A 25,808-nucleotide genomic window follows, 5' to 3' on the forward strand; every position below is an offset into this window, starting at 1 on the left:
GTAGACAGAGTAGACAAAGTTGGTAAATATACCGTGACCGTTTTGTGAAGTTCTTGCATGGGAATTCTATATTTTCTTCTTGATCCAGGTTTGTTTGTGCCAATTGCGAACAAAGACTGACATTGTCGGCTACACGCAATAAGTTGAATGTATTTGCGAGATTCATCTGCTACAATTTGCGAAGGCTTTGAAAGGTGGTGCGGTGATTGGCCATATTTGTTTCCTATCTGAATGAAGCTTGTATTCTACTGAGCGCACTGTGCTTTGCTATCGGCTGGGTGCAGATCCGAAAGCATCGGGTGCGGATACATCGCCGCTGGATGCTGACCGGGGTCGTATTTGCCGCGTTGTTTTTCATCATCTATGCTCTAAAGACCTTCATCATTGGCGACAACGAGTTCGGCGGACCAAAGTCCCAGCGCGTTTTTTACTACACGTTTTTGCAGGCACACTCCATCCTCGCAACTGTCGCAGCGGTGCTTGGTATCGTGACGCTCGTCTTCGCTCTGCGCGGTCGGTTTTCAAGGCACCGTAAAATTGGCCCGTGGACCGTCGTCACTTGGTTCGTGACGGCGGCGACAGGGCTCGTCGTCTTCATCCTCCTGTATGTACTATACACACCAGGACAGGCGGCGAGTTTGTTACACTCGTACCTCGGACACTGATATCATGAGCTTCGCGACGGTTTCAACATAAGGCCTGCCCTCACTTGGGGACAGGCCTTATTTGCGTTATGGTAGAAGGTACATATACAGGAGACATCTCCTGTTCACGTGGAGGTGTATCGCATGGGCGAACGTGTCGTCATTGTCACCGGTGGCGGTCAAGGTATTGGCCGCGGCCTCGTCGAAGCGTTCAGCAACGCAGGCGATCACGTCGTGATCGCCGAAATTGACGAAGAGGCGGGCCGTGAGGTGGAAATGGAATTGGCCAAGCGTCAATGCCCGGGTGACGCATGGTTTGTACAAACAAATGTCGCTGTGGAGGAATCCGTCTCTGCATTGGTGCAACATGTGACTCAGCGCTACGGCCGGATCGACGTCGTCGTAAACAATGCGGGGCTTGGGGCACCCAACGTTCCGGTGGAGGAACTGCCTGTTGCCGTCTGGGACGAAATTCTCGGCGTCAATCTGCGTGGACCTTTTCTTATGGCGAAGCATACGGCTCCCTGGCTGCGTCAGTCGCGGGGCTGTATTGTCAACATTGCATCAACACGCGCGCTGATGTCAGAAGCAAACACGGAACCGTACTCGGCGTCAAAGGGAGGCATTCTCGCCCTGACGCACGCGCTTGCCGTCAGTCTGGGCCCCGAGGTCCGTGTCAACGCCATCTCGCCCGGCTGGATTGAAGTTGGGGACTGGCAGAAGCAAAGTCGGCGCACACACCCGGTGCACCGTCCGGTTGATCGCGAGCAACATCCAGTTGGGCGCGTCGGCGTTCCCGACGATATCGCGCAAGCTTGCCTGTTTCTCGCATCTTCCGCATCGTCGTTCATGACCGGGCAAAATCTCGTGATCGACGGCGGCATGACTATTAAGATGATTTATGAACCCGACGACGAGGTGAACGCATGACATCGTTTTCTTACTCGATTGCCACCGATATTCAATTTGGCGAAGGCGTCAGCCAACAGTTGGCACATCACTTACTGCGCCTCGGCTTTGGGCGCCGTTTGTTGCTGGTGACCGATGAGGGCCTGATGGCGACGGGCATTCCGCAAACCATCGTCAAAAATCTCCAAGGATCCGGTTTTCTGCCGCAACTCTTCACGGAAGTCAAAGCCAACCCGCGCGACGAAGATTGCCTGCGTGGCGCACAGGCCTTCCAGCGATATCGCGCCGATGCGGTTGTCGCTGTAGGTGGCGGTAGTGCGATGGACACCGCAAAAGCCATCGCACTTCTCGGGCGCCAAGGCGGTGTCCCCCTGGATTACGCGGATGGACGCCGCAGTTATGGAGCGACAGCGCCCATCGCATGTGTGCCCACGACCGCAGGGACCGGCTCAGAAGTCACACGCTCGGCAGTCATCACCGAAAGCAAAGGCCATCGCAAGTTGACCTTAAAGCACGAACGTTTGCGCCCTGCACTTGCCGTGCTCGATCCGCTGCTCACCCGGTCCTTACCTCCAGCCGTCACCGCGGCCACTGGCGTTGACGCCCTGGTGCACGCGATTGAGGGTTACACGTGTACCTTGACGCAGCCTCTATCGCAGGCGTTCGGCGCATCCGCTATGCCGCGGATTTATCGAGCGCTGCCGAAAGCGTACCACCATCCTGACGATCTCGCCGCCCGCAGCGACATGCTGCTTGGCAGCTTGCTGGCAGGAATGTGCTTTGGTAGCAGCGACGTGGCGGCGGTGCACTGCCTCGCAGAAGCGCTCGGCAGTCTGTATGATACGCCCCACGGCCTCGCTAACGCCGTTTTTCTGTTGCCCGTGCTCCGCTACAACGCAGCCACATGCGGATGGCTCTACGCCGAGGTCGCGCGTCATATGGGTGTTGCCGATGCAAAACAGAGCGACGATGACGCGGTGGCGGCACTTCTGGACGCGCTTGCCGAATGGTTGCGAGATCTATCCATCCCAACTCTTTCGCAACTTCCCGAAGTCCGCCGTGCAGACGATGAGCGGCTGGTGAACCTTGCCCTCTTGAACGGCTCTACCTCGAGTAATCCACGCACGCTCAGCGCGGATGACTACCGGTCAATTCTCGAAGAAGCGTATCGAATGTAAACCTAGCCGGAAGGTGGACTGTCTTGGAAACGCGCGAACTCGGAAAAAGTGGCATTCAGATTAGCGCCGTTGGCTTTGGCTGTATGTCCTTACCCCCTGATCCATCCGTCTCCCTGCCCATGTTGCGTCAGGCATTCGAGGCGGGTATTACGTTTTTTGACACTGCGGATTTGTATGGTCAAGGCCGCAACGAAGAATTGGTCGGTCAAGCATTTGCCGGGATACGCAGCGAGGTCGTGATCGCAACGAAAGTGGGAAATCGCTTTGAGCCAGGGAAACCTGGTTGGCAGTGGGACCCTTCTCCTGCATACATCGAGCAGGCGATCGCGGCCAGCTTGCGCCGCCTGCGCACCGACTATATTGATTTGTACCAACTGCACGGTGGCACAATGGATGATCCGTTTGACGAGATCGTCGATGTCCTCGAACGTCTTAAGGAAAAAGGTTGGATTCGGGCGTACGGCATATCGTCCATCCGGCCGAATGTCATTCAACGTTACCTGCAGGGTGCAAACATTGACTCCATCATGATGCAGTATAGCCTTCTGGATAGGCGGCCAGAGGAATGGTTTGCTGAAATCCGGGCAAACGACGTCAGCGTCATCGCGCGTGGACCGGTTGCCAGGGGATGGTTGACGGGACGTAAAGAGGTGAACGATGGAGACACATACCTCGAGTGGTCTGCGGCGGATTTGACGCGTGCGATTGCCCTGTTGCACAGGGCTGCGCCGGAGCGAACACCGGGGCAAGCCGCCTTGGCCTTTTCTTTACATCCGGAAGTTGTGGCATGCGCTATTCCTGGCGCAAGTTCGCCGGATCAGTTGTCCGAAAATGTGGAGGCTGGTAGGCTGTCCGGGTTGACTGATGATGCACTTCGTGAATTGAAACAGGCGTTCCCCGCCGCACAATACAAAGAACACCGGCCGTTTTGAGCCGGTGTTCCGTTTGCGGTCAAAAGGGTTCGGACTTTGCGACTTTCAACTGTCAGGTCGAGGACGAATCGACCGTCACCCCGCCTGCATCCGTGATGTCGATGTTCGCTGCCAAAGTCGGCGTAGCGAGCGTCTTCACCAACGCCGATTGGCCGCTTTGATTGCTGTAGCGATACACGGCCGTTACCAACCCTTCGCTGTTGATGTCGCCATAGTAAAGCGTGTTGCCCACGACATCGACGAGCGCCGCATTTAATTTGACGAGATGTGCGACGTCCTGGCTATCGAAGTATAAAACGTTGAAAGACCCGCCCATATAGTCCTCGAAGTACAGATTGTCCCCGGTAGCCGTCAGCGCAATATTCTTGATGAATCGCCCGCCAATCGGCACTTGCGTCACGTGACTCATCGTGCCGATGTGATACAGCGCACTGGTCGAACTGGTGTTGATCAAGATGTAAATGTCGTTGGTCAACGTACTAAACGTAATCTTGGCAAACGCCGCGTCTGGTTCGAGGCCCTGAAAACGCGTGACGATGGTTTGCATACCAGACGGAACGTCGACGGTCTTGAGCTCGAGATCGCCCGGCATGACCTGTTCTCCAACAAATACGCGTTCATCTTGAATCCACTCGACATACTCCACTGAATATGGATTGTTGGCCTCGCAGACGTCCTGCTTGGTCTGCAAGTCCATCACATGCAGGACATTGTTGGCACCAAGGTAAGCGACGTACTGATCGTCCGCCGACGGCGTAACAAATTTGTATTTCTGTTTAAGCGTCGCGATCTCCCGAGCAATCGACCGTTGCATGGACGGCGACGACGAGATGCGGTCAGGCGTCGACAAATTGTTGCTGCTGAACAATTTATTGTAGTGATAAAAGACAAGCACTTGAACAACCGTGATCACCAACGCGATCAAAAGCATTCTCCGGCCCATCTTTTTAGCCATGGCTGCCACCGCCTTCCGGCATCACGACAATGGAAGTCGCGACGCTCCGCTCGCCGAGGATGTCCACAGGTCGGTTGAGAACCTTCCCCTGGTAAACCATGGTCGACGAAGACCCACCATCGAGATTGGCCGCGATATCCGCATGATACTTCAGCATCAAGTCGGCGATGTCTTGGTAGCTCGCGCCTGCATCATTCGGTCCGGTTGCATAGCGACCGTCCGTCACAATTAAAATGACGGTGCCATCTTTGGTTTGGCCAATGGCGGTTCGCGGGTTCCTGTCATATTGACCTGCAACCGGCGTTTCCTTTCCGTTTTCAACTAAAACGGGACCAAAGCCGACGCATTGAGCGATACCCAGGCTCTGCAACTGACGTAGCGAGTACGATCCGGCGATCATCTGGCCCTCTTTCGTGAACGCGATCACAGGCTGTGGCTCACTTGCCGATCCGGTCATCGAAACGAGCTTACCGTCGGTAATGGTGATCCCCTCTGGGTACGCACCTGTCCCTTGCCAGTTGGTATCGACAAATCCGCCCGCATTAATGCCGGCTACCGCTCCTGTGTCACTCACCATTTCTTGCACCGTCTCGCCGCGAACATCGAGATATTTCGTCGCGACGACGCGGATCCGCTTTGGGTCGTTGACGAGCAGAATAAAAGCCTTGAACGTCGGTTCTTGCAGAGTAATCTCCTTGATTGTGCCGTCCTTGATTTTGCTGAAGTCGCGGTGTTGTAAATCGGCAATGGGAATTGTCGGGCCACTTAAGTTATTCGGAAGCGCATACTTTTTAATGGTAGCTTCCGAGACAGTAAACAAAGACAGTGGTCGCAACAGATAGGCATGCCGAGTCTCGTCAATACTTTGAATTAAGTAGTTGCGCAAGTTGGAAAACGGCCCAACGAAGATCCACAGTACCGTAGACACGTACGCAAAGACGGCGGTGAAGGCGATATATATCAATACGCGTAGCCCACGCCGCTTTTGCGGCGGTTGCTCCTGCTTCCGCTTCTCCCGGCGAGTACGGTGTTGATTTGGATTGTCCATAGTTGTTTTCACACCTACTTGTTTAAGGGTTGTCCGGTCAACGCGTACATTTCGTGTTCGACACGAATATTCACACACAAACATGAAGGGGCATCGACATATTTCCCCTCTATACATTGTAATCGCAAATCCGTGGGACACAACTCATAGACGAACGTCTCAGACGTATTGTTCACAAATTGTCATGAGTGTCCGTCATGATACGCGTTCCCGGATGGGTTACACTCATCCTATATGATGCAGGAAGGGTAGACATGTGGATGGATCGGACGAGTTATGCAGAACAGCTTCTGCCAAATGACCCTAATCTGACGCAGGTGTTACACGTGCTGGATGCGCACGGCCTGCCACAGATGTCCGTGCGCCCAATGCTCGGGCAATTGCTCACCGTCTTGAGCAAAGGCTGTCAACGGGCGCTTGAAATCGGAACGTATGCCGGTTACAGCGGAATTTGTATTGCACGTGGCCTCACGCCTGAAGGACGACTTGTGACTATCGAGCAACGCGCGAACCATGCCGAGCTCGCGGCTCGCAACTTCCGGGATGCTGGATTGGCAGAGATGGTGGAAATTCGTGTGGGGGATGCGTTAGAGCAATTGGAATCGTTAATGAAGGAAAGCGGAGAACCGTTTGATCTTGTCTTTATCGACGCGGACAAACCGCGCTACGGCAAGTATCTCGAGACTGTGCTGCCATTGTGCCGGGTAGGTGCATGGATTGTGTGTGACAATGTGTTGGCACGTGATCGAGTACTTGATCCAAATGATCAGAACCCAACACCGGCAGCCATGCGGAGATTTAATCAGGGCTTGTTTCATCATCCCCGACTGACGTCCGCACTTCTGCCGATATATGACGGGATTGCACTTGCCCGTGTAGGGCCCACTTCCGGCTGACCGCCTTCCTGTTGAGACACGAGTTGACTAGCGCCGTTCGCGCTTCGCCAACTCCCATCCCACCCTCCAGGGTTGCGCCTTTGCGATCAATGCGGCTCGCGCACGACGGCGGCGAACGACTTTTCGACGCCAGTAGAGAAGAATTGACAACACCACAAGGATGCCTGCCGCGATACCAGCGTTGCGCGGCCAGACGACGGGTTGTGGCACAGATTGATACGGCTTCTCCAGAACCAAGGGTACTTCGCCAATTTGCTGGCCTGACGACGAAAGCAACCGTAGTTCCCCGATTCGCCCACTCGCGGCCATGGGCGTCTGCGGTGCCGCATACACTGGTTTGCTTGCCACTTGCATGGGTGCCCCGAGAGGAACAGTGCCAAGAACGGGCAGAGCCGTGACAACCGGATCAGCACCGGCTTTCCCCATGACAGAACCTACAACCTTGTCAGCGGGCGAAACCGTCTGGGTTTCATAATGCGCAAAAGCGTAATTCAAAAGCGCCGTAGCGTCCGCACGAATTTGCGCATCTGTCGGACAATCCATCAGCACGGCAAGAAATGTGGTGGTCCCGCGGCGAGCTGCAACGACCAACGTCTCGTGCGCCACGCTGGTAAATCCCGTTTTTACACCAATAGCCCCTGGATATGTGAAAAGCATTCGATTGAGGTTGACGAGCCGGGCGTGCCAGGCCTCGCCCTGCCAATTGTCGTATTTGGTATCGACAATTTTACGGAACTCCGGTTCCTGCATCGCGGCCCGGGTGATGACGGCCATGTCATAAGCGGTCGTCGTATGGTCCGGATTGGGCAAGCCGTTTGGATTGACGAAATGTGTATGATCTGCGCCAAGCGCCTTGGCTTCGGCGTTCATCATTTGCGCAAAACGTGCGACCGAGCCGCCGTAGTGTTCGGCAATTTCCACCGCCACATCGTTTGCAGAATCAAGCATCATGGCGGTGAGCAGCGGCCCAAGTTCCTCCTGCTCCCCAACTTCAAGATACAGCTTGTCCGGAGGTTGATTGACGGCATTCTGACTCGCCGTCAAAACGTCAGTGAGATGGCCCAACTTGAGTGCCAGCAACGCCGTCATGATCTTTGTAATACTTGCGGGGTAATGAAGTGCAAGCGGATTTTTACCATACACCACCGTGCCAGTATCCATGTCCATGACGACTGCACTTTGCGAGACAATCGAAGGCCATTTTGCGTTGTCAACGCCATCTATGTATGGGACACTACCCGGACGTTGATTGAGGACAACCTGGGCAGGTATGAGCGAATGCGTGTGCACCGGCTCATTTTGAGTGGCGGCGTGAGCCCAACTGGGAATACACAAGCTTGTCAAAACAGGAATCAGACATCCGATCACGGCGACACGCGCGGCGCGACGATTTGCTGGCATTGCGGCCAGACACCTCCATATCTTCGTGCATGACGCCGACGCGCTGTCGACGCAGGTCGATTTAGCCTATTCTTCTATCATAGAATGTCGAACCCTCGGTTGACTAGAGGAGAAACACTCCATCATGCGATTTCTGATAAGGGGCGATCCCTCTCCCCACGCAAAAAGAGCCATCCGATGCGCGATTCGCACCGAACGGCCCTTTTTGCGTTTACCCTTTAATGTGCCGGGCTTCGCTCTCCTACTGGATATGCTTCTCCTTTGTGAACAGGCACAAACGGAGGGAGGCTTTGGATAGCAACGTAACAAAGTGATACGAATAGCCCTGTGACAATCGACACATGCAACATAAACGCTTGGATGCTCACGTGTGAGAGCACAAGATAAACGCCACTAAACGCCTGCAAGACCACAAAAATCATGGCGAACCAAGCACCGCGATATAAATCGGGCCGGTCGCGCCTCGTCCGATATGTGCGCGCGACAAGCGCGACCATCCAGATGACCAAGATCATCGCAATGGAGCGGTGCGTCCAATCAAGCAGACGAGCATGGTGGAAATTATCGATCCCCGACTCATCGGGAAATGGGAACCCACGGAACGCGTCTCCCGCACCACTGCTGGAAATATACGCACCGACGTACATCGCCAAATAGATGAGCGGTAAACCGAGCCACGCGAACCACTGAAAGCCACGCGATGGCGCCGCATCGCGCAGCGGTTTGCGCTCACCACTGGCAAGGTACGTACCATACACCCGCTCAGCACGACGGACGTAAATGGTCAACAAGGCGGTGCTTGCAAACGCGAGCAAGGAGACGCCGAAGTGTGTCGCAATAACCGATGCAGGCTCATTGTAGACGACGGCAAGCCCTCCTAAGACCGCTTCGAGGAGGACGAAAAAGATGCTTAAGCCGACAAATAGCGAAATTTCCCGCCACCGACGATACCGCATGATGGAGCTGACCGCCGCCACCAACAGCAATATGGTGAGAATCGGGACACCGACACGGTGCGAAAACTCAATGAATGTCTGAAGCGATTGAATGACGGGAATCCAGCGGCCATTGCACTCAAACCACTGGTGCCCGCAGCCAAATGCCGATCCCGTGTACGCATCCAGGAATCCGATCGAGTTCACGACGAAGTTCTGAACGGACGCAAGAATGCAAACGACGAAGACGAACACGCCAAAACCGCGGCTTTTCACCATCTCCTCACCTCCCCTCAGCTTAGAAGCGCAAACCCTTCACCTACGAAACGATGGAACGGAATGACATAATCCAAATGGATCCGCCGACGACAGTAAACGCGATAAATAACGCGAAGTAGATGGTCGGCACCTGCCAGGCGCGATCGTCACTTTCTGTAAAGTGCATAAACATATACAACTGAACCAGCAATTGACCGAAACCCAACACGACGATAATGGTAATGACGACCGCCGGCGGCTGATGCGTCGCTAAAGCGAGCCAGAAGGCGATGGCGGTCAAAACGAGTGACAAAAGCAACCCGATAACGTGCTTCCAAGGAAAACCGGTCTCTTGGTGAAACTTGTGTTCTTTGGTTTCCACGCTTATACCACCTTCCCAGTCAAATATACGACGGTGAAGATGAAAATCCAGACAGCGTCGAGGAAGTGCCAATAAATACTGACGATAAACGCTTTGCGCGCCGTGATCGGCGTAATGCCGTAGCGGATCAATTGAATGATGACGCTAAGCATCCACAACGTACCCATTGTCACGTGACATCCGTGTGTACCGACCAACGTGAAGAACGCGGACAAGAAGCCGCTACGTTGCATGGTTGCACCGATTGAGACGTTGTGCACAAACTCGTCAATTTCAAAGCCTAAGAACACGAGGCCAAGGGCAACCGTAATGAAAAGCCAAGTGACCATCGCGTTGCGATTGCCGCGGCGCATCTCATAGGTAGCAAGGCCGCAGGTAAAGGAAGAGAACAACAGCGCAATCGTTTCAATGGTAAAGCCCGTAACGTCAAATAGTTGCTGCGACGTGGGACCGCCGGCAACACGGCCGTGCATGACCACATAGGTCGCGAACAGACACGAGAACAAAACCAAGTCGGAACCGAGGAAGACCCAGAATCCCGCAATACGCAGACTGTTTTCTTCCTCGTGATACTCGACTGGGATGGACGGATCCACGGGGTGGTGATCCCCGTGGACGGCCGTATGTGCATTCGACATCTTCACAACCTCCCTGCCGCAGCCTCGGTCTTCTCAATTTCTTCGACCGGGATGTAGTGGTGGTCATGGTATTCAAAGGAGCGCTGGGCCATGGTGACCAAGACGCCGAGCAAACCAATGATCGCGAGAATCCACCACTGGAAAATGAATCCGGCGCCAGCAATGAAGAAGAAAAGGCTCATGATAATCGGACGCCCAGAGTTGTTTGGCATATGAATAGGCCGGAACGGAACGCCCTTGGGTCCATTGATGGACTCGCCAGTCTTCTTCATCAACCACCAAGCGTCGCGACCCTTGATGGTCGGAATGATGGCGAAGTTGTACTCCGGCGCCGGCGACGTCGTCGCCCACTCAAGCGAGCGGCCATCCCATGGATCGCCAGTCGTATCGCGCTGACCGAAACGCGCACTCCAAAGCACGTTCCACACGAAGATGAGGAAACCAACGCCCATGAGTACTGCACCGACGGTCGAAATCAAGTTGATGATACCCCAGCCATAGCCTGCGGGATACGTGTACATGCGGCGTTGCATGCCCATGAACCCGAGGAAGAACTGTGGGAAGAAACAAATGTTGAAGCCAATCATGAACGTCCAGAAATGCCAACGTCCAAGCTTCTCATCCAGTAACACGCCAAACATCTTTGGCCACCAGTAATAGAGGCCTGCAAAGACGCCAAACACGGTACCACCAATCAATGTGTAGTGGAAGTGCGCAATCAAGAAATAAGAGTTGTGATACTGGTAGTCCGCTGGTGGCACGGCGAGCATGACACCCGTCAAACCACCGATCAAGAAGTTCGGAATAAATCCGACCGCCCAAAGCATCGCCGTCTTAAATTCAATGCGTCCTTTATGCATCGTGAACAGCCAGTTGAATACTTTCACGCCTGTCGGTATGGCGATCGCCATGGTGGAAACACCGAAGAATGAGTTGACGCCAGGCCCTGCACCCATCGTGAAGAAGTGGTGCACCCAAACGACGAAGCTCAAGATGGCGATTGCGATCATGGAAACGACCATCGCTGAATAGCCAAACAGACGCTTATGCGAGAACGTGCTGACCACTTCCGAAAGGATACCGAACGCCGGCAAAATGACGATGTACACCTCTGGGTGGCCCCAGATCCAGAATAGGTTAATGTACTGCATCGGCATGCCGCCGCCTGTTACTGTAAAGAAGTGTGACCCGAAGTCGCGGTCAATCAGCAACAGTGCAAGGGCGACCGTCAACACCGGGAAGGCGAAGACAATGATAATAGACGTAATGAACACCGACCATGTAAACATCGGCAGGCGCATCATGGTCATGCCCGGTGCGCGCATGCGCAGGATGGTGAGCAAGAAGTTCACACCTGTCGCAATGGTACCGATACCCGTGATCTGCAGGGCAACGAGGAAGTAGTTTTCACCCGGTCCTGGATCAAAGGCGTTTTCCACATATGGCGGATAACTGGTCCAGCCGCCGTCTGGCGAACCACCGACGACAAACGATAGGTTGAACAACAGCGCCGCAGCAAAGAACAGCCAGAATGAAATGGCGTTCAGATACGGGAACGCAACGTCGCGACAACCAATTTGCAACGGTACCGCAACGTTGAAGAAACCGATAATCGCCGGCATCGCCATGAACAGAATCATGATGGTGCCGTGCGTGGTGAAGATTTGGTCATAGTGATCTGCATTCAGAAAATGCAGGTTCGGCCATGAAAGCTGTGCGCGCATCAACAGACCGTCGGTACCGCCGCGGAAAAGCATTAACACGGCGGCAATCAGATACATAATCCCGATTTTTTTATGGTCCACCGTCGTCAACCAATTGTCCCAAAGCCACTTCCACAATTTGAAGTAGGTAAGGGCGACGATAATACCGATTGTGGCACATCCAATTAAAAAGTCGGACAGCCAAATCAGCGGACCTTCATCGAGCATGAAAAAATGTACGGCCCAATTTGCAAAACCGTTCACGCTCGCATCCTCCCTTAGTGCTTGATCCGAATCTAACAGACCGACTTCATTACTGTGGCTCCGTCGACGAGAACGTCAACGGCTTGTTCAGTAGACCAGGTTTTTGGATCTGGTCTTGTGCCTGTTGCGTCAACTTAGGTGCCGTACGCTGTGTCGTCTGCACCCAGTTGGCGAAGTCCGCAGGCGACAGCGCGTTTACATTAAACGTCATGTGAGCGAAACCACGGCCTGAATACTGGCCACTGCGGCCTTGGTAGGTCCCAGGGTGGTCCGCCTCCAGCCACAATTTGAGGTTCATCCCCGGCATGGCGTATTCCATACCACCGAGTGCCGGTACCCAGAACGCATTGATAGGGCCACTTGCCGTCAATTCGAAATTGACCGGAACACCAGCAGGAATGTTGACGTAGTTGACCGTTTCAATGTTTTGCCCCGGATACTTAAACACCCATTTCCACTGTTCCGAGATGACATCAATGGTCAGCGACTTACCCACAGCAGCCGTCGTTGCAGCTTCAACCTTTGGCGGCTTGACGAGCTTGTACGTGACAGCCACCGTCGGAATGGCAAGGGCAATGACGATGATAATAGGGATGACTGTCCAAATGGTCTCCCATTTCGTGTTGCCTTCGATTTCAGGTGGAACGTAGTCTTTGTTTTCAGGGCGAGCGCGGTATTTCGTGATCACGTAGAAGTAGATCACAAACACGCCCAGGACGACAAGCAACATCACAATGAAGGAGTAGAGAATCAGGTAGTACTCACTTCTTGCAACCGGCCCCTGCGGACTGAGCACGGGCATGTACTTCGGGTCGTCACAGCCTGCCAGAGCGAGCATGGATAGCCCAACAATGAAAAACAGGCTGCGAACTCGACGCCCAGATGGCTTCATCGTCGCTTACGTCTCCTTTCTGTCTCTGAGATATGTAGAACGGTGCCCCCTGCAAGCAGACGCCGATCGACAACGAAACCAAGAATTAAGCCTGGGTACTACGCGTAATCGTTGTCTGCTTGGCCTCAGCGGCTTGGTCCAGCGTGCCACATTCGATAATACCAAAGTCCCGACAGATTTCGCGCCTTGCCCACGCACACAATATGACGATTTTGAAAAAGGTTCATTGGTCACCCGGTCAACGGCCTGCCACCAGTGTCAGTTGAGCATCGTCATGAAACCCATGGTTCGTTGCACGCCAATGAGCATGGTCCACTTCGGCACTAGTATTGCTTGTAGGCAGCCAATTTAAACCATGTTACAATCAATTCGACCAGTGTGAATCATGTAATTCTATATCATCCATTCCTTTCGTAAGGCGGGTTTGCAGATGGCGTCCAAATCGTTGGCCAATTCTATCGTGTCGTTCGCAGATGTCGTCGCACTCTTGTCTCCCAAGTATCAAGTCCCTGACATCGTGTTAGAAACGTCTACGTGCCTCTTCATCCTTGAGTCTCCCCATATTCAGGAACTCAAGTTTGGGGCACCTGTCGCGGGCGCTTCCGGGGCGACGATGAGCAAGCATATTTTCGGCCCCGAATACGCCCGTATACCACTTGGTCGCATGGTCAAGAAGAACGCCGAGACCCATGCAGGTCGTCCGCGGCTTAGCCGGATCGGCCTTATCAACGTCTGCAACATCCCGCTGCAGGCACAGGCGTACGATCCGGACACACGACGGCAGTTTTCCGACTGGCTCGAGGACATGAACGTCGTACGCACACAAAACCAGCGGCCGTCATTCCCTAATCCACGCCAACAAGACATCCAAAACTGGCTGGTCGACACCCTGCGCACGAAGCTGCAAACCTACGCGGGAGAGGCCATCACATTGATTCCATGCGGTCGCTTTGCCCAGAAATTCCTTCGCTTAACGGGCTTGTCCGATCCCGCATGGCATATCATCGAAGACGTGCCTCATCCGTCCTATAACAGTTGGGACCGGACCACCTACCAAGCGCAAGTGGCTGCTGTAATCAGCGCGATCGAACAGGCGGCCGCTCTGCTCACGCAAGGTTAAAGCGGACGGGCCGTACGTAGCACGTTCGCCATCGCCGTCGCCAGTGGATAGCCCACTTCATCGTACCGTTTGCAGGCGGCCTCTACATCGTACGGGATGCGGCGCAGATGGATTTGCGTATCGAAACGGCTGTTGTCGACAATGGCATAAGAGGCTTGTGCGATGCCGTCAAAAGGCATGCCGACACTGCCGATGTTGACGATGGTTCTGTCGCCCATTCGACGAACATACGGAATGTGAATATGGCCATAGAAAAACAGCTTGTGCGGATAACCCCCGATGATAGACTGCTCGATCACGCTGTCCGAGGCCCCTTCCGGGACGATGGCAAACGTATCGTCAGGTGTTGCATGAAACGCGAGCCAAGTGGAATCGAGGTTGGGGTCAAGGCTTTCGCACGTTGTGGGCAAATCGTTGAGTTGCCGCACATCCTCGGTCGTAAGCTGATGCAAGGCAAACGCCCGCTCCCCGTTCATCACATCCAACCGTTCCGGGGGTACCTCGCCCTCTTGCACACCGCGCACTATCCACTCGTCCGCGTTGCCGCGGATCACAACGTCCGCAACATCCATCACTTTGTCCAGACAAGCTTTCGGTGCATATCCACGGAAACAGATGTCCCCTAGCATATACACCTTGTCACATCCCATCTCACGGATGTCATGTAAAACAGCATCCAACGCCAATTCGTTGCCATGCACGTCTGAAAAAAACGCAACCCGCACGAAAACTACCCCTTTATTCCAATTTGGATACACTTTCTATTGTACCGCCCAGGAGGGTCAAATCTGCAAAGCGCTTCGCCTGTGCTATATTTCTAATGTCGAAATACAAAGCCTAGGGGTGTTCTACGTGGCCGTGACCGCAACGCAACAGAAATCGGAGAACTACGGCTGGATGGTACTCTCCGTGACAAGTCTGGGCGTACTGTTAACCTTGTTAAATGTAGGTTCGCTGAATGTGGCTCTGCCTGTCATTGTGAAACATTTTCGTGCAACAGCGACAACGGCAAATTGGATTTTACTTTCGTACATGTTGTTTAACACCGTCTTTATTCTGATCTTCGGTCGTATTGCGGACCTCTTCGGTAGGCGTAAGCTCTACATCATCGGCCTGTCTCTATTTACCATAGTGAGCTTGTTAATTGGCCTGTCCCCTAACATTTGGACACTCTTGATACTTCGGGCCATTCAGGCAGCAGGCGGTGCCATTGTCATTACCAACACGACACCACTCATTACAGATGCGTTTCCCGAAGGTTCGTTGGCGAAAGGTCTGGGCATCAATGTGCTCGTTGCATCTGTCGCTCAATTGCTCGGGCCCGTCGTCGGCGGCTTCTTTGCGGCGACGCTCGGGTGGCAGTGGGTCTTTTGGTTCAATGTCCCAATCGGCATTCTCGGCGTGATCTGGGCCGCCATCACTCTGCGTTCACTGCCCACCTCGGGGACAGGGGAGCGCCTCGATTGGTGGGGCAATGTGTTGTTGTTTGTGGCCTTAAGTGGACTGATTTTCGGGCTCTCGGAAGGGGCAACGCTTGGTTGGTCGAGTACACCTGTACTCGTGAGTTTTGCGGCGTTTATCTTGTTGACCCCAATTTTCCTCGCTTACGAGTGGCACCATTCATCTCCGGTTATGCAGTTGCGGCTGTTCGGACAACGCAGGTATGCGGCCGCGTATGCTGCAACCTTTATGAATGCCTTCGCCCGCTCGGCCGTCGTGCTGTTATTTGGGCTGTTCGAGCAGACCGTACACCAAAGCAATCCATTTCTTGCAGGTATCGCCGTGTTGCCGGTAACCATCGGCATGATCCTTCTCTCGCCGGTGGCGGGTTGGCTCGCCGGCCGTTTTGACGCGCGCTTACTCTCCAGTGTTGGGTTAGGCATATCAGGCGTTGGTGTGCTGTTGCTGATACCCTATTCTGCAGCTACAAGTCCATATCTCTGGCAGGGAGTGGGCATGTTTTTCGTTGGCGCCGGGAGTGCACTGTTCATGACACCCAACACATCATCCATTATGTCAACGGTCGATCCGGCGTATCGGGGAAGTGCCAATGGACTGCGTTCCATGTTGCAAAACATGGGGCAGGTCATGAGTACAGCCTTGTCACTCACACTTGTCGCGGCCAAATTGCCTCCGACACTGCAAAGTGCCATTTACCAGGGAAACGGAGCAGACCTACCTGTACATGATCTTCCGTTACTTACGGGTGGCTTTCGCATGTCTTTGGGCGCCTTGCTGCTAGCGACTTTGCTTGGCATCATCGCATCGCTGGTACGCGGCCCAAGGCCAGAGGAGAAGTCCTAAACCGAGCATCACAACCAGCCCATGCTCTCTGCTCGACGAACGGCATCTTGCCGCGATGTACAGTTCATTTTGGAAATGGCCTCAGACAAATAGTTGCGCACAGTGCCCTCAGATAGAGATAAGTCGCGTGCAAGTTCCTTCGTCGTCAATCCATTCTTGACGCCCCGCAGCACGTCGCGCTCACGCATGGACAACGGGTTTTCGGAAGCAATGGCGGCCATCATCAATGCGGGGTGGAAAATTCGCTCTCCGCGCATGACGGCGCGGATAGCTGCCGCCAGTTGCTCCACCTCCCCGTCCTTTAACAAATAACCATGTGCGCCAGCCTGAATCGCCCGCTGCATATAGCCAGGGCGAGCGAATGTCGTGAGCAAAATGACCTTGCAACCAGGCACAGACTGCAAGATTTCCTCGGCGGCATCCAACCCACTCTGATGAGGCATTTCTACATCCAATAAGGCAATGTCCGGTTGTGCACGTTTCGCCTCGCAAACGGCGGCGACACCGTCGGATGCACGTGCGACCACGGTCATATCGTCTTCAAAGTCGAGCAATGTGGCCAGGGCATCACAAACCAACATTTGATCCTCGGCGAGCAAAATACGAATCACAACATCACCTTTCTTTCGTGTGGCGTCTGTTCGGAAGTTGGGGCACTGACAACGACGCAGCACCCGACCTGAAAGCCCGGCCACGTCGACGGAAATGGCTGAATAGGCCCAGCGGTTTGGCTGAAGACATGACACGTACCCGCAAGCCTTTCCACTCTTGCCTTGATACCTGCGATCCCGTTGCACGCCGTGCCCAGTTCGTCTTGTCGCAAATCCCTATATTGGACGAGTCCGCGGCCATCGTCCGCGATCGCCATCCAGACATCTCCACCAGTTTGCCGCAGGAGAATGGCACATCGTGAAGCCTGGCTGTGGCGCACGACGTTGGTCACCGCCTCTCGCAAGCACATCGCGAACGCCTGCCATACCTCTGCGTCGGCCTTGATGCCATGAGCACCTTCCATCGTAACCGCGATGCCTGCCGCATCCAAAAGCGTGCGAGCGCTCTGCCACTCTTCGAAGAAGTCGGGCTGGCGCATGTTCGCCACGTAATCTCGCACTTTGCCCAGTGACTCGCGTGCGGATCGTTCAATCAGTTCGATTTCCATAAGAACACGATCCACATCTCCCGTTTTGCGAAGCACTCGTGCCGCGACCTGCGCCTTAAGCGAAATGAGAGACAATTGATGCCCCATGACGTCGTGCAAATCGCGGCTAATTCTGGCTCGTTCAGCTTGTTTTGAAAGCCTCGCAATTTCCTCGTGTGCGACGGCCAACTGCTCGTTCATCGCACGCACTTGATGATGCCAACGGAGCATAAAGATCATCGTCGACGTGCTAAACACAAGACCCGCAAGGGCATAGGCGAAATGAGCGGGAAGAGGTTGGCCGAGCGACATGTCGAGCGCAATGAGCGCGATTGTACCCGTCAGGCAAGCAGCGTAGAGCAATAGACTTTTCCGCAACGGAAATGTGGCTAGCCCGGCAACCGGGTAATAAGCGAGATATATAAAATTGAGGCTAAAAGTCGCCATCATGGTCCATAGCAGTGCAACCATGATAAAACAGCCAATAAGGCGGACTCGAGGCCTTCCCTCGGCGCGGAACGTGCAGGCATAAGCAATGCCAAAGATGAGCATGAGAAACAGACCAAGGCCGAGGCTAAGAACGGGCAAACCGATGAGATACGACGCCGGATACAGGAGTTGTGCGAGGAAAAAAAGCAGCATGAGATTTTTGCCGTTCCTCAAAACGCGAGTAATTCCGCCCGCAAGTTGCAATGTTATCCGGCCTTGTCGCAAAACGATATACTCCTTTCCCTGACCCCTTTGCCCTATTGCCAAATCGTCTATGCCACCCGCACGTCACTGCGGCGATTGGCAAGATACACAGCCAATCCCGTAAAGACAACGAGATATAGAAATAACACCGAAACGTCCGTGATCGAAACACCTTTGTTCCCCATCACACTCCACGCAATATGCGCAAGGTGATACGTCGGCATGAAATTGGCGATATGCCGCATGACAGGTGGCATCGTCGAAACTGGCATCCAGAGTCCACCGGTGATAGACATGAGGAAGTATAGAATGGATGCCACGATTTGTGACGCATCACTCCCTGCCAAGTGGCCGACCAGAATGCCAAGCGCAATAAAGACCAGCCCGCCTAGAATCGTCGTGATCGCCACCAATATCCATGCAGCAAGACTCATGGTCACATGCTCAAATGCGGCTCCGGCCACAAACAGAATGGCGACTTCCAAGATATTGAGCAGGAGATTGGCCGCGATCTTCGTCGTGATGTAGTTACTGGCGCGTTGTGGGGTCGTTTGCATCAACTTGACCCAACCTTGTGTTCGTTCGTAGGCAACGCGTGACGACAGGCCGTTTAGCCCTGTGCCGACGACGCCAAAGGTCGCCATCGAGATCATATAATATTTGGGCCACGCCACCCCATCGATCACGATCGACTTGCCAATCAGATGCACATAGAGAAAGTAAAAGCCTACCGGGAGCAAGATACTGACGAAGAAAAATCTTCGATTGCGCAAATTGCGCAAAACCTCAAACTTACACTGAAGCAGCCATGCCTTCACCGCCCTCGCCTCCTGTCAGCTACCGTTTCATCCTCCCCGCCATCCCTGGCCGTCAGGGATACAAACGCATCCTCGAGCTGTCCTTGCGACACCTCGAACCCAGATACGTCCAAATCGGCGCGAATCACTGCACGCAATACATCGTCTGGCGAGTCGGTTGTAATGCGCACGTGCCGCCCGCTCCAGCGCACCTCGTTCACGTTCGGCAAGGCTGCGATGGTGTCTTCGCTCACGGACCCGCCTGCCCAAAAGCTTACATACCGATTGCCCGCTTGACGTTTGAGTGCGTCGACAGACCCGTCGGCAATCACGCGTCCCTTTTGCATGACCAAAACGCGATCAGCTATCGTTTCTGCCTCATCCAAGTGGTGAGTCGTAAGAATGATCGTCCGATCCCGTTCCTTCGCGAAGTTGCGAAGATAATCCCAAAATCCGCGCCGCGATGCGATGTCCATACCAGTTGTGGGCTCGTCGAGGAATAGAATGCGTGGATTGCCTGCCATGGCCATGGCGAACTGTAATCGTCGCTGTTGGCCACCACTCAGTTTGACGGCTTCCTTGCGAGCGAGATCGCGCAAATCCGCCATGTCTAGAAGGGTGTCTTTCGCAATCGGTTCGTCATAAAAGCTACGAAACCAGTCAATAAGTTCGCCAACTCGCACTTTCTGTGGTAAGCCAACCTGCTGCAACATGACGCCGTAATGTCGGCGAGCGGCTCGACGCATCGGATCCTCCCCAAATGCCCGCACCTGCCCCGAGGTGGGTTTTGTCAAGCCCAGCATCATCGAAATCGCCGTCGTTTTGCCAGCGCCGTTTGGCCCCAGCAAGGCGACAATAGAACCGGCTTCGATCTCGCACGTTACATCATTCACCGCGTAAATGTCGCGGTATCGCTTGATCACGTGTTCAAACGAAATGGCTGTTGCCACGCATCAATCTCCTCCACTCAAGTGAACCAAAGTTAACTCTATTGTACAGATTGTGCGACTGCCGTCTGCAGTGGAGTTTGTCATTCATTTGCAATGACATCTGTCATATCGTGACGGTGACCTGGTGGAAGATGTATAATGCTAAACACTTAGAGATGAATAAGGGAGGCAGATGGTTATGCATATCCGCAGGCAACATGAAGACGTACGGCCCCACTTTGACGAAGATGACAATGACGAGGCACTGCTGGAAATGGCGGAGGATCTGCCTGGATTTAAGCAGGATGAACAGGCCTGTGGCGAACAACATCCTTAGAAACAAGAAAGTCAAACACTAAATCACCTCGATTCGGCCACGCGCGGCCGGCCGAGACTAAGCTTTGAGGAGAACTTAGAAATGAAACAATACAAGAAATGGGCAACAGCGGGTGTGGCATTGACCATCATGGGGACTGTAGCAGGCTGTAGTACAAACGGAGACGTTAGTCCAGGATCGAATGCAACAAACAGCACAAAAGACGTAGCACCATCCAATAACACGGTCGCAAACAGAACCGCTGGAGAAAACAACGCAACCGCAAATACATCAGCACCGTCAATTAATACCGCAACAACCAACTCCACAAATACTGTCACTTCGATGGTTTCAGTCACCGTTTCGCTCACAAATGGACAATCAACCCCATCTATAAGCTTCAAGGTTCCATCTGAATGGGTTAAGCAAAAAGTCGGTCAGGGAGATTCCAGTGGATATGCTTGGGTAAATCCACATGACGCAAGCCAACAAATTGATGTGATTACATCTGGTAATATCAGTGCAATTAAAAACTATACAACGGAACAATGGGATGTTACAGGGATATTCGGCCATGGAACAAGAGGTATTAGTTGGATAGGCGTTTCATCCGATAAGTTGACTGGGAGTTTCATCGACACCACGGGAATGAATCCCTATGCAAAAAGCGAGCAGACGCCATATACGGGATACGGTAAAGCATTCATTGTACAAAGTCCGAATCCATTTTCGGTGTTTGTCGAGGCATGGGGGATGCCGCTCCATGCTGATACCGTTCTGCCAACCATTCACCTGCATGAAACAGTTTATGTGTTTTCCCAGGCGATGCTTAAAGAGATTTATGCTGTGAAATACTTGAGTTCAGTGGGACCCATCATTCCACCTCAGAATGTGGCAAACGATGTGAACAAATGGGCTCCTTATGTATCGATGAGCATGTTGCCTTATGCACCTGCATCCGAACAAGTCTTAGACAAACAATTGATTCAAAATATCCAAGGTCCAATGACGCTGTTAAAGAGCTTATCAGGATACACGTTGCATCACGAGCAATTGCCATCAGGCAATCGGACATACTGGTATCCATCCAACAACAAATTTCCGACATGGGTGGACCCAACGCCCCAGCAAATAATCAAATAGCCGCTTACCGTGACGAGCCTGAATGGCGACAACAAAAAGTCCTCATTTTCTGGTAGACTGAAGTTGCTGAGACAACCATTGTTTTCACACGGTACACCATGCTGACGGCAGCGGCTCGGGACAAGCCCTAAGAACGCTGGTGGCTCTCTTCTTCAACTGCTGCGACGAACTCGATGACATCCGGTTTGCCGCCGCCACGGGGCTGTTCACCGAACTTCTGCAGTCCATTATGAAAGCAGCGGGTATTGGGAATAAGCACCGTGATCGACATGATTCTTAAACAATTTATCAGTGAAGATAAAGCCAAGCCTCTCTGTTTTTTTAAAGGTCAATATTGCCGATTGGCGTAGCCACATACCAAACTGGCTGCCTCGAAAGTGCTCAGACACTGGGGGTAGCCTTTTTTATGGTCCATCCGAACCAAGAAACGGTGTACGCGGGAACTATTGCGAATGCACTTGTCCTCCATCCGCTGTATTTTGAATGCAAACCAAATCCAACACCTCTTGGCTGTTGTCCTTTTCACGTGCGCAACGAGGTGCATAGCTTACACGCGAAGCCAATGTCCAAATTGCCAAAAGTGCAACCGCTGCACATCTAGATAGGGGTGGCTCCGAACTTGTTGTTTGCATTTGATTTTTTCTACCCGTTCGTCATGAGTGTGGTTTGGATGATGGGTGCTATCCTATTTTTTTGGCGGCGTGAGCATCGTACCGCTGACGCATTGCCAGAACTGCGAAGGACACCCATGGTCTCAATACTTGTGCCCTGCTACAACGAAGGGGCTGTGCTCGGAGAAACATTAGTCGCACTTCGCGAAATAGCGTACCCGAATTACGAAGTGCTTGTACTTAATGACGCGAGCACAGACAATACGCTTGACGTCGTACGTGCCGCCATGGATAGCGACGAGCGGATTCGCATCGTCAATCTCCCGGTACGCCGCGGCAAGGCACACGCTTTAAATGCTGGTGTTTTTGCATCCCGTGGGGAAATCCCTGTCACCCTTGATGCCGATGCTGTAATCCACCCTGATGCTGTGCATTATATGGTCGCGCATTTCGTCAATGCAGGTGGCGAGCGCGTTGGCGCGGTGACCGGTAGCCCGCGGGTCCGCAATCGAGCAACCTTGTTAGGCAAAATCCAAGTGGTGGAATATGGTAGTATCATCGGCCTCATTAAGCGCGCCCAACGTGTATTGGGCAAGCTCATGACCGTTTCCGGCGTGCTTGCGGCATTTCGCAAACGAGCCATCCTGGAATGCGGCTTCTGGGATGAAGACATGATCACTGATGACATCGCGATATCTTGGAAGCTACAACGTCATGCCTGGGATATTCGCTATGAGCCTCGCGCTCTGTGCTGGATGTGGGTACCAGAGAAACTGCGCGGCTTATGGCGACAGCGGATGCGTTGGTCGCAAGGCGGTGTGGAAGTCCTGATCCGCAATATCTCGGTGTGGAAAAGATGGACGCAAAGAAGACTTATCCCCATCTATCTCGAGGAAACCGTCAGTATCGTGTGGTCGTACTTGTGGCTCGTTTCGTTGATGCTACTCATCGTGGAAGGTCTACATGGAAGCGTTCCATGGAATATGATCCGAACCGGTGGCACTTGGCTTGGCCTGATGTCATTATGTCAATCAGTCGTCGCGCTTTTCCTGGAAAGACGATATGAACCCCCGCGCTTTATGTATTACTACTTCTACGCTATCTGGTACCCTGCACTTTATTGGGCAATCGGGGCCTTTGTCGTCGTTATCGCGACGCCGCGAGCCGTATTGCGCATGTTGCGGCGACGAACGACATATGCAACTTGGCACAGTCCGGACAGGGGGATGTCCTCATGAACGACGTCAGATCGAAGTGGAACGAGATGGTCATCTATTCCGGCCCGCACCGCTCCAAATCTCGACGCTTCGCGGAAACGTTGCTTACGGTCTCCGGGTGGCTATGGGTTTGCAGTGTGCTATTGCAACTTGTGCTGTCACTCTGCCTCTGGATCCTTGGTGCAAGTTATGCCAAGCTTTATTTGTTCACTGCCCTTTCATACACATCTTTTCTCATCTTCGTACGCGATGCAGGCATTGTCGGTTGCGCATCCCTGTTGGTGTTTGGTACTTGGGTCATATATAACAAGCGGCGATTTGGAAGCTTGCACCGCAGGAAGTTCCCACGCGACGTCACAACCCAAGAACTTGCGGATAAGCTTGGTATCCATCCGCTGGAAATCGAAGCATGGCAACGCTCCTCATGGTTGACTGGCGGATAGACAAACAGGATTAGGGCAGCATGGCCGCGTCGCCCACGGGTTCGCTCGCAAACAGTCGATTGATTTCCCCGATTTGACAAGCTTCCGCCAGTATCAGCAAATGATCTCCCACGCGCAGGCGGGTGTGCCCACGCGGCACAATCGCCTTCGCGCCACGCACAACGCCGTAGCACAATGTGTGATCCGGAAACGGGATGTCCTGCAGGCGTACATTCACATACTGGGATTCCATGCCAATTTCTACAGGCACGACGACCGCGGTCTCGCGCGTGAGCGACATGAGATCGAAAATGCTTTCTGACGGCGTTTCGGCGACGAGTTCAAATTTCTCCGCCAGCCACTGCACCGTAAGCCCTTGAATCAATGTCGATGCGATCACGATGAAAAACACGATTTCAATCAGCACAATGTAACCTGTAACCTGAGCCTCCACCGCCGATAGAATCAAGACAATAGGGGCCGCCCCGCGCAATCCCGCCCACGCCAAGAACCACTTTTCCTCTGCGGAAAATCCCATGCCGAAAGTAGCTAACCAGACAGCGACAGGCCGTGCCAGGCTAATGGCGGCAAAAGCAAGTAAAACGCCCTGTACAGAGATACTCACGAAATCGCGAGGCACAAGGAAGAAACCGAGGACGACAAACATGAGAACGTGCATGGTCCAGGCTAGTCCTTCGTGAAAGCGAACAACGGTAAACCGTTGCTCCAAACGACCACTGGCGATCACGACACCCGTTGTATACACCGCGAGAAACCCGCTACCATGAAAGCTTTGGGCTAGTGCAAACGAAAGTAATGCAATGGCAAGCGATAAGGTTGGATACAAGCCGGCAGCATCGAGATCGACACGAGTCAGCAGGAAGCGCCCAGCCCATCCAACCATGACGCCAACCAGAATGCCCATACCCATCTGCAGCAAGAAGAGATCGATCACGGCTAACAAGCCGCTGCTATGATGTGGGATGCCTGTCTGAGACCACTGAATAAGCACGGTCATCAGGAAAAATGTCATAGGATCGTTTGTGCCGGATTCGACTTCCAGTACGTCTGCCAACCGGCCGCGCAGCGATGTGTTCCCCAAGACACTGAATACCGACGCCGCATCGGTGGAACTAGCAGCCACGCCGAGCATGGCACAGGGCAACCACGGCAGTTTTAAGATAAGGTGAACACAAAGCGTCATCAGGGCTGCAGCCACGATCACGCCAATCGTTGCCAAGGATAGAGCCGGGGCTAGTGCCCGGCGCACGCGACGCATGGACGTATGAAGGCCGCCTTCAAACAGAATCATGGCCATAGCCACATAACTTAGGTTCTTGGCGACGGTTGGCGTCACATTCTCGAGCAAACTTGGCATCAACGCCGCCATGGCTGCCCCAACCGCGACGAAACTGATCAGAGCCGGAAAGCCAAGTCGCCTATTGGCACGAGCAAGCAGCACACCAGCAAGCAAAATGACGGCAACCATTAACGTAGCGGTATTCATGTGGGATCCTCCTGCAAGAACCTTGCGACGGCTCGTATCTATAGGCCGTCGTTTCATGTTTACAGGATTGCCGTCCAAAACATGTTCGCAACCGCCGCCCCCCACATTTATGCCGGCTAGCGATTCGCCTGCTCTTGCTGACGTTGTCGCAAACGGTCGTTAAATCGCTGGAGCAATGCAAGAAATTGCTCCTTGTCCGCATCGGACCAATCTGCCAACAATTCGGCATACAGTTGGCGACGCGATTCACGCGTGGCTTCGAGGGCCGCGCTACCTTCTGGCGTAATCGTAAGCCTGACCAAGCGTTTGTCGATCTCGTCGCGCTCCTTGGCAACAAAGCCGGCGCCGACGATGGGCGCAATTTGCCTGCTAATGGTAGAGATATCAAGTTGGAATACGTTCGCAAGTTGCCCAACGGCCATTGGCCCATTGTTGGCCAATGCCAATAGAATCAAGTATGCGGACCGATCAAGGTCTTGATGGCGCTGCCAACTCTGTCTGGCCCCTTCGACTCGCCTCGCGAAGACGGCCACTTCCCTCTCGAGTTCCTGCAATACGTCCATGCGCTACGCCTCC

The 25,808-nt window shown here is 53.5% G+C and carries 26 protein-coding genes; 11 read left to right on the forward strand and 15 right to left on the reverse strand.

Annotation, left to right across the window (positions count from 1 at the left end; genetic code table 11):
- The first annotated feature begins 206 nt into the window (after positions 1-206).
- The 4 genes from QMF38_RS06605 (at position 207) to QMF38_RS06620 (ending at position 3,663) form a co-directional block, all read left to right on the forward strand.
- A complete protein-coding gene (locus QMF38_RS06605; protein WP_058095441.1) occupies positions 207-665 on the forward strand; it encodes a DUF420 domain-containing protein in 459 nt (152 codons plus the stop codon).
- 123 nt (positions 666-788) lie between these two features.
- On the forward strand, positions 789-1,574 hold the full coding sequence (locus tag QMF38_RS06610) for a glucose 1-dehydrogenase (RefSeq protein ID WP_281758965.1): 786 nt from the start codon (positions 789-791) through the stop codon (positions 1,572-1,574).
- Positions 1,571-2,731, forward strand: a complete 1,161-nt coding sequence (locus QMF38_RS06615) for an iron-containing alcohol dehydrogenase (RefSeq protein ID WP_281758966.1) — start codon at positions 1,571-1,573, stop codon at positions 2,729-2,731. Before QMF38_RS06610 ends, QMF38_RS06615 begins: the two co-directional genes overlap by 4 nt.
- Before the next feature lie 23 nt (positions 2,732-2,754).
- Complete coding sequence (locus QMF38_RS06620) at positions 2,755-3,663, forward strand: aldo/keto reductase (protein ID WP_281758967.1); 909 nt, start codon at positions 2,755-2,757, stop codon at positions 3,661-3,663.
- Positions 3,664-3,715: 52 nt separating this feature from the next.
- Here QMF38_RS06620 and QMF38_RS06625 read toward each other — a convergent pair whose 3' ends face one another.
- Positions 3,716-4,618, reverse strand: a complete 903-nt coding sequence (locus QMF38_RS06625; RefSeq protein WP_058095437.1) for a hypothetical protein — start codon at positions 4,616-4,618, stop codon at positions 3,716-3,718.
- Positions 4,611-5,666, reverse strand: a complete 1,056-nt coding sequence (locus QMF38_RS06630) for a phosphodiester glycosidase family protein (protein ID WP_281758968.1) — start codon at positions 5,664-5,666, stop codon at positions 4,611-4,613. The genes QMF38_RS06625 and QMF38_RS06630 overlap by 8 nt, the downstream gene beginning before the upstream one ends.
- Positions 5,667-5,920: 254 nt before the next feature.
- Between QMF38_RS06630 and QMF38_RS06635 the strand changes: the two genes are divergently transcribed.
- Positions 5,921-6,562 carry an O-methyltransferase gene (locus tag QMF38_RS06635; RefSeq protein ID WP_281758969.1) on the forward strand — a complete coding sequence of 214 codons (642 nt, stop codon included), beginning with the start codon at positions 5,921-5,923 and terminating at the stop codon, positions 6,560-6,562.
- A 27-nt stretch (positions 6,563-6,589) separates the two neighbouring features.
- Here QMF38_RS06635 and QMF38_RS06640 read toward each other — a convergent pair whose 3' ends face one another.
- The 6 genes from QMF38_RS06640 to coxB form a co-directional block, all read right to left on the reverse strand.
- Positions 6,590-7,963 carry a D-alanyl-D-alanine carboxypeptidase family protein gene (locus tag QMF38_RS06640; RefSeq protein ID WP_281758970.1) on the reverse strand — a complete coding sequence of 458 codons (1,374 nt, stop codon included), beginning with the start codon at positions 7,961-7,963 and terminating at the stop codon, positions 6,590-6,592.
- Between the two features lie 218 nt (positions 7,964-8,181).
- A complete protein-coding gene (locus QMF38_RS06645; protein WP_281758971.1) occupies positions 8,182-9,177 on the reverse strand; it encodes a COX15/CtaA family protein in 996 nt (331 codons plus the stop codon).
- Positions 9,178-9,217: 40 nt separating this feature from the next.
- On the reverse strand, positions 9,218-9,538 hold the full coding sequence (gene qoxD, locus QMF38_RS06650) for a cytochrome aa3 quinol oxidase subunit IV (protein WP_006445383.1): 321 nt from the start codon (positions 9,536-9,538) through the stop codon (positions 9,218-9,220).
- Between the two features lie 2 nt (positions 9,539-9,540).
- Entirely contained in the window at positions 9,541-10,176 is a 636-nt protein-coding gene (gene qoxC / locus QMF38_RS06655; protein WP_052012144.1) for a cytochrome aa3 quinol oxidase subunit III, read from the reverse strand.
- A 2-nt stretch (positions 10,177-10,178) separates the two neighbouring features.
- A complete protein-coding gene (gene qoxB, locus QMF38_RS06660; RefSeq protein WP_281759006.1) occupies positions 10,179-12,107 on the reverse strand; it encodes a cytochrome aa3 quinol oxidase subunit I in 1,929 nt (642 codons plus the stop codon).
- An 85-nt stretch (positions 12,108-12,192) separates the two neighbouring features.
- On the reverse strand, positions 12,193-13,035 hold the full coding sequence (gene coxB, locus QMF38_RS06665; protein WP_281758972.1) for a cytochrome c oxidase subunit II: 843 nt from the start codon (positions 13,033-13,035) through the stop codon (positions 12,193-12,195).
- A gap of 430 nt (positions 13,036-13,465) precedes the next feature.
- Between coxB and QMF38_RS06670 the strand changes: the two genes are divergently transcribed.
- Positions 13,466-14,155: a hypothetical protein gene (locus QMF38_RS06670; protein ID WP_281758973.1), complete on the forward strand. Its 690-nt coding sequence runs from the start codon at positions 13,466-13,468 to the stop codon at positions 14,153-14,155.
- Here the strand turns inward: QMF38_RS06670 and QMF38_RS06675 are convergent.
- A complete protein-coding gene (locus tag QMF38_RS06675) occupies positions 14,152-14,880 on the reverse strand; it encodes a metallophosphoesterase family protein (protein WP_281758974.1) in 729 nt (242 codons plus the stop codon). The genes QMF38_RS06670 and QMF38_RS06675 overlap by 4 nt on opposite strands.
- Before the next feature lie 127 nt (positions 14,881-15,007).
- Between QMF38_RS06675 and QMF38_RS06680 the strand changes: the two genes are divergently transcribed.
- A complete protein-coding gene (locus QMF38_RS06680; protein WP_281758975.1) occupies positions 15,008-16,459 on the forward strand; it encodes an MFS transporter in 1,452 nt (483 codons plus the stop codon).
- Positions 16,460-16,467: 8 nt separating this feature from the next.
- On the opposite strand, the gene QMF38_RS06685 is transcribed toward QMF38_RS06680, so the two are convergent.
- From QMF38_RS06685 to QMF38_RS06700, 4 genes are read right to left on the reverse strand one after another with little or no spacing between them, the layout of a single operon-like run.
- Positions 16,468-17,070 (reverse strand): response regulator transcription factor, encoded by a 603-nt coding sequence (locus tag QMF38_RS06685; protein ID WP_281758976.1) that lies wholly within the window; start codon positions 17,068-17,070, stop codon positions 16,468-16,470.
- Positions 17,067-18,311, reverse strand: coding sequence for a sensor histidine kinase (locus QMF38_RS06690; RefSeq protein ID WP_281758977.1), 1,245 nt, complete (start codon positions 18,309-18,311; stop codon positions 17,067-17,069). Before QMF38_RS06690 ends, QMF38_RS06685 begins: the two co-directional genes overlap by 4 nt.
- A 47-nt stretch (positions 18,312-18,358) precedes the next feature.
- Positions 18,359-19,108, reverse strand: a complete 750-nt coding sequence (locus tag QMF38_RS06695) for an ABC transporter permease (RefSeq protein WP_281758978.1) — start codon at positions 19,106-19,108, stop codon at positions 18,359-18,361.
- Positions 19,105-20,037 carry an ABC transporter ATP-binding protein gene (locus tag QMF38_RS06700; RefSeq protein WP_281758979.1) on the reverse strand — a complete coding sequence of 311 codons (933 nt, stop codon included), beginning with the start codon at positions 20,035-20,037 and terminating at the stop codon, positions 19,105-19,107. Before QMF38_RS06700 ends, QMF38_RS06695 begins: the two co-directional genes overlap by 4 nt.
- A 178-nt stretch (positions 20,038-20,215) precedes the next feature.
- Here QMF38_RS06700 and QMF38_RS06705 point away from each other — a divergent pair, with 178 nt between their 5' ends.
- The 4 genes from QMF38_RS06705 to pgaD all read left to right on the forward strand — a co-directional run bounded on the left by QMF38_RS06705 (position 20,216) and on the right by pgaD (position 23,746).
- Positions 20,216-20,353: a hypothetical protein gene (locus QMF38_RS06705; protein ID WP_281758980.1), complete on the forward strand. Its 138-nt coding sequence runs from the start codon at positions 20,216-20,218 to the stop codon at positions 20,351-20,353.
- A gap of 81 nt (positions 20,354-20,434) precedes the next feature.
- Positions 20,435-21,475, forward strand: a complete 1,041-nt coding sequence (locus QMF38_RS06710; protein ID WP_281758981.1) for a hypothetical protein — start codon at positions 20,435-20,437, stop codon at positions 21,473-21,475.
- A gap of 619 nt (positions 21,476-22,094) precedes the next feature.
- Positions 22,095-23,324 carry a poly-beta-1,6-N-acetyl-D-glucosamine synthase gene (pgaC, locus tag QMF38_RS06715; RefSeq protein WP_281758982.1) on the forward strand — a complete coding sequence of 410 codons (1,230 nt, stop codon included), beginning with the start codon at positions 22,095-22,097 and terminating at the stop codon, positions 23,322-23,324.
- Entirely contained in the window at positions 23,321-23,746 is a 426-nt protein-coding gene (pgaD, locus tag QMF38_RS06720; protein WP_281758983.1) for a poly-beta-1,6-N-acetyl-D-glucosamine biosynthesis protein PgaD, read from the forward strand. Before pgaC ends, pgaD begins: the two co-directional genes overlap by 4 nt.
- A 10-nt stretch (positions 23,747-23,756) precedes the next feature.
- Here pgaD and QMF38_RS06725 read toward each other — a convergent pair whose 3' ends face one another.
- Positions 23,757-25,232: a potassium/proton antiporter gene (locus tag QMF38_RS06725; protein ID WP_281758984.1), complete on the reverse strand. Its 1,476-nt coding sequence runs from the start codon at positions 25,230-25,232 to the stop codon at positions 23,757-23,759.
- A 116-nt stretch (positions 25,233-25,348) separates the two neighbouring features.
- A complete protein-coding gene (locus QMF38_RS06730) occupies positions 25,349-25,795 on the reverse strand; it encodes a MarR family winged helix-turn-helix transcriptional regulator (protein WP_281758985.1) in 447 nt (148 codons plus the stop codon).
- Positions 25,796-25,808 lie beyond the last annotated feature (13 nt).

The organism is Alicyclobacillus hesperidum subsp. aegles, from assembly GCF_027923525.1.
Lineage (GTDB): Bacteria > Bacillota > Bacilli > Alicyclobacillales > Alicyclobacillaceae > Alicyclobacillus > Alicyclobacillus aegles.

Coding starts and splice junctions, on each gene's coding strand:
- QMF38_RS06610 (WP_281758965.1), top strand. CDS start 789: ATGGGCGAACGTGTCGTCATTGTCACCGGTGGCGGTCAAGGTATTGGC.
- QMF38_RS06615 (WP_281758966.1), top strand. CDS start 1,571: ATGACATCGTTTTCTTACTCGATTGCCACCGATATTCAATTTGGCGAA.
- QMF38_RS06625 (WP_058095437.1), bottom strand. CDS start 4,618: ATGGCTAAAAAGATGGGCCGGAGAATGCTTTTGATCGCGTTGGTGATC.
- QMF38_RS06630 (WP_281758968.1), bottom strand. CDS start 5,666: ATGGACAATCCAAATCAACACCGTACTCGCCGGGAGAAGCGGAAGCAG.
- QMF38_RS06635 (WP_281758969.1), top strand. CDS start 5,921: ATGTGGATGGATCGGACGAGTTATGCAGAACAGCTTCTGCCAAATGAC.
- QMF38_RS06640 (WP_281758970.1), bottom strand. CDS start 7,963: ATGCCAGCAAATCGTCGCGCCGCGCGTGTCGCCGTGATCGGATGTCTG.
- QMF38_RS06645 (WP_281758971.1), bottom strand. CDS start 9,177: ATGGTGAAAAGCCGCGGTTTTGGCGTGTTCGTCTTCGTCGTTTGCATT.
- qoxC (WP_052012144.1), bottom strand. CDS start 10,176: ATGTCGAATGCACATACGGCCGTCCACGGGGATCACCACCCCGTGGAT.
- qoxB (WP_281759006.1), bottom strand. CDS start 12,107: ATGCTCGATGAAGGTCCGCTGATTTGGCTGTCCGACTTTTTAATTGGA.
- coxB (WP_281758972.1), bottom strand. CDS start 13,035: ATGAAGCCATCTGGGCGTCGAGTTCGCAGCCTGTTTTTCATTGTTGGG.
- QMF38_RS06670 (WP_281758973.1), top strand. CDS start 13,466: ATGGCGTCCAAATCGTTGGCCAATTCTATCGTGTCGTTCGCAGATGTC.
- QMF38_RS06705 (WP_281758980.1), top strand. CDS start 20,216: ATGCATATCCGCAGGCAACATGAAGACGTACGGCCCCACTTTGACGAA.
- QMF38_RS06710 (WP_281758981.1), top strand. CDS start 20,435: ATGAAACAATACAAGAAATGGGCAACAGCGGGTGTGGCATTGACCATC.
- pgaD (WP_281758983.1), top strand. CDS start 23,321: ATGAACGACGTCAGATCGAAGTGGAACGAGATGGTCATCTATTCCGGC.
- QMF38_RS06725 (WP_281758984.1), bottom strand. CDS start 25,232: ATGAATACCGCTACGTTAATGGTTGCCGTCATTTTGCTTGCTGGTGTG.
- QMF38_RS06730 (WP_281758985.1), bottom strand. CDS start 25,795: ATGGACGTATTGCAGGAACTCGAGAGGGAAGTGGCCGTCTTCGCGAGG.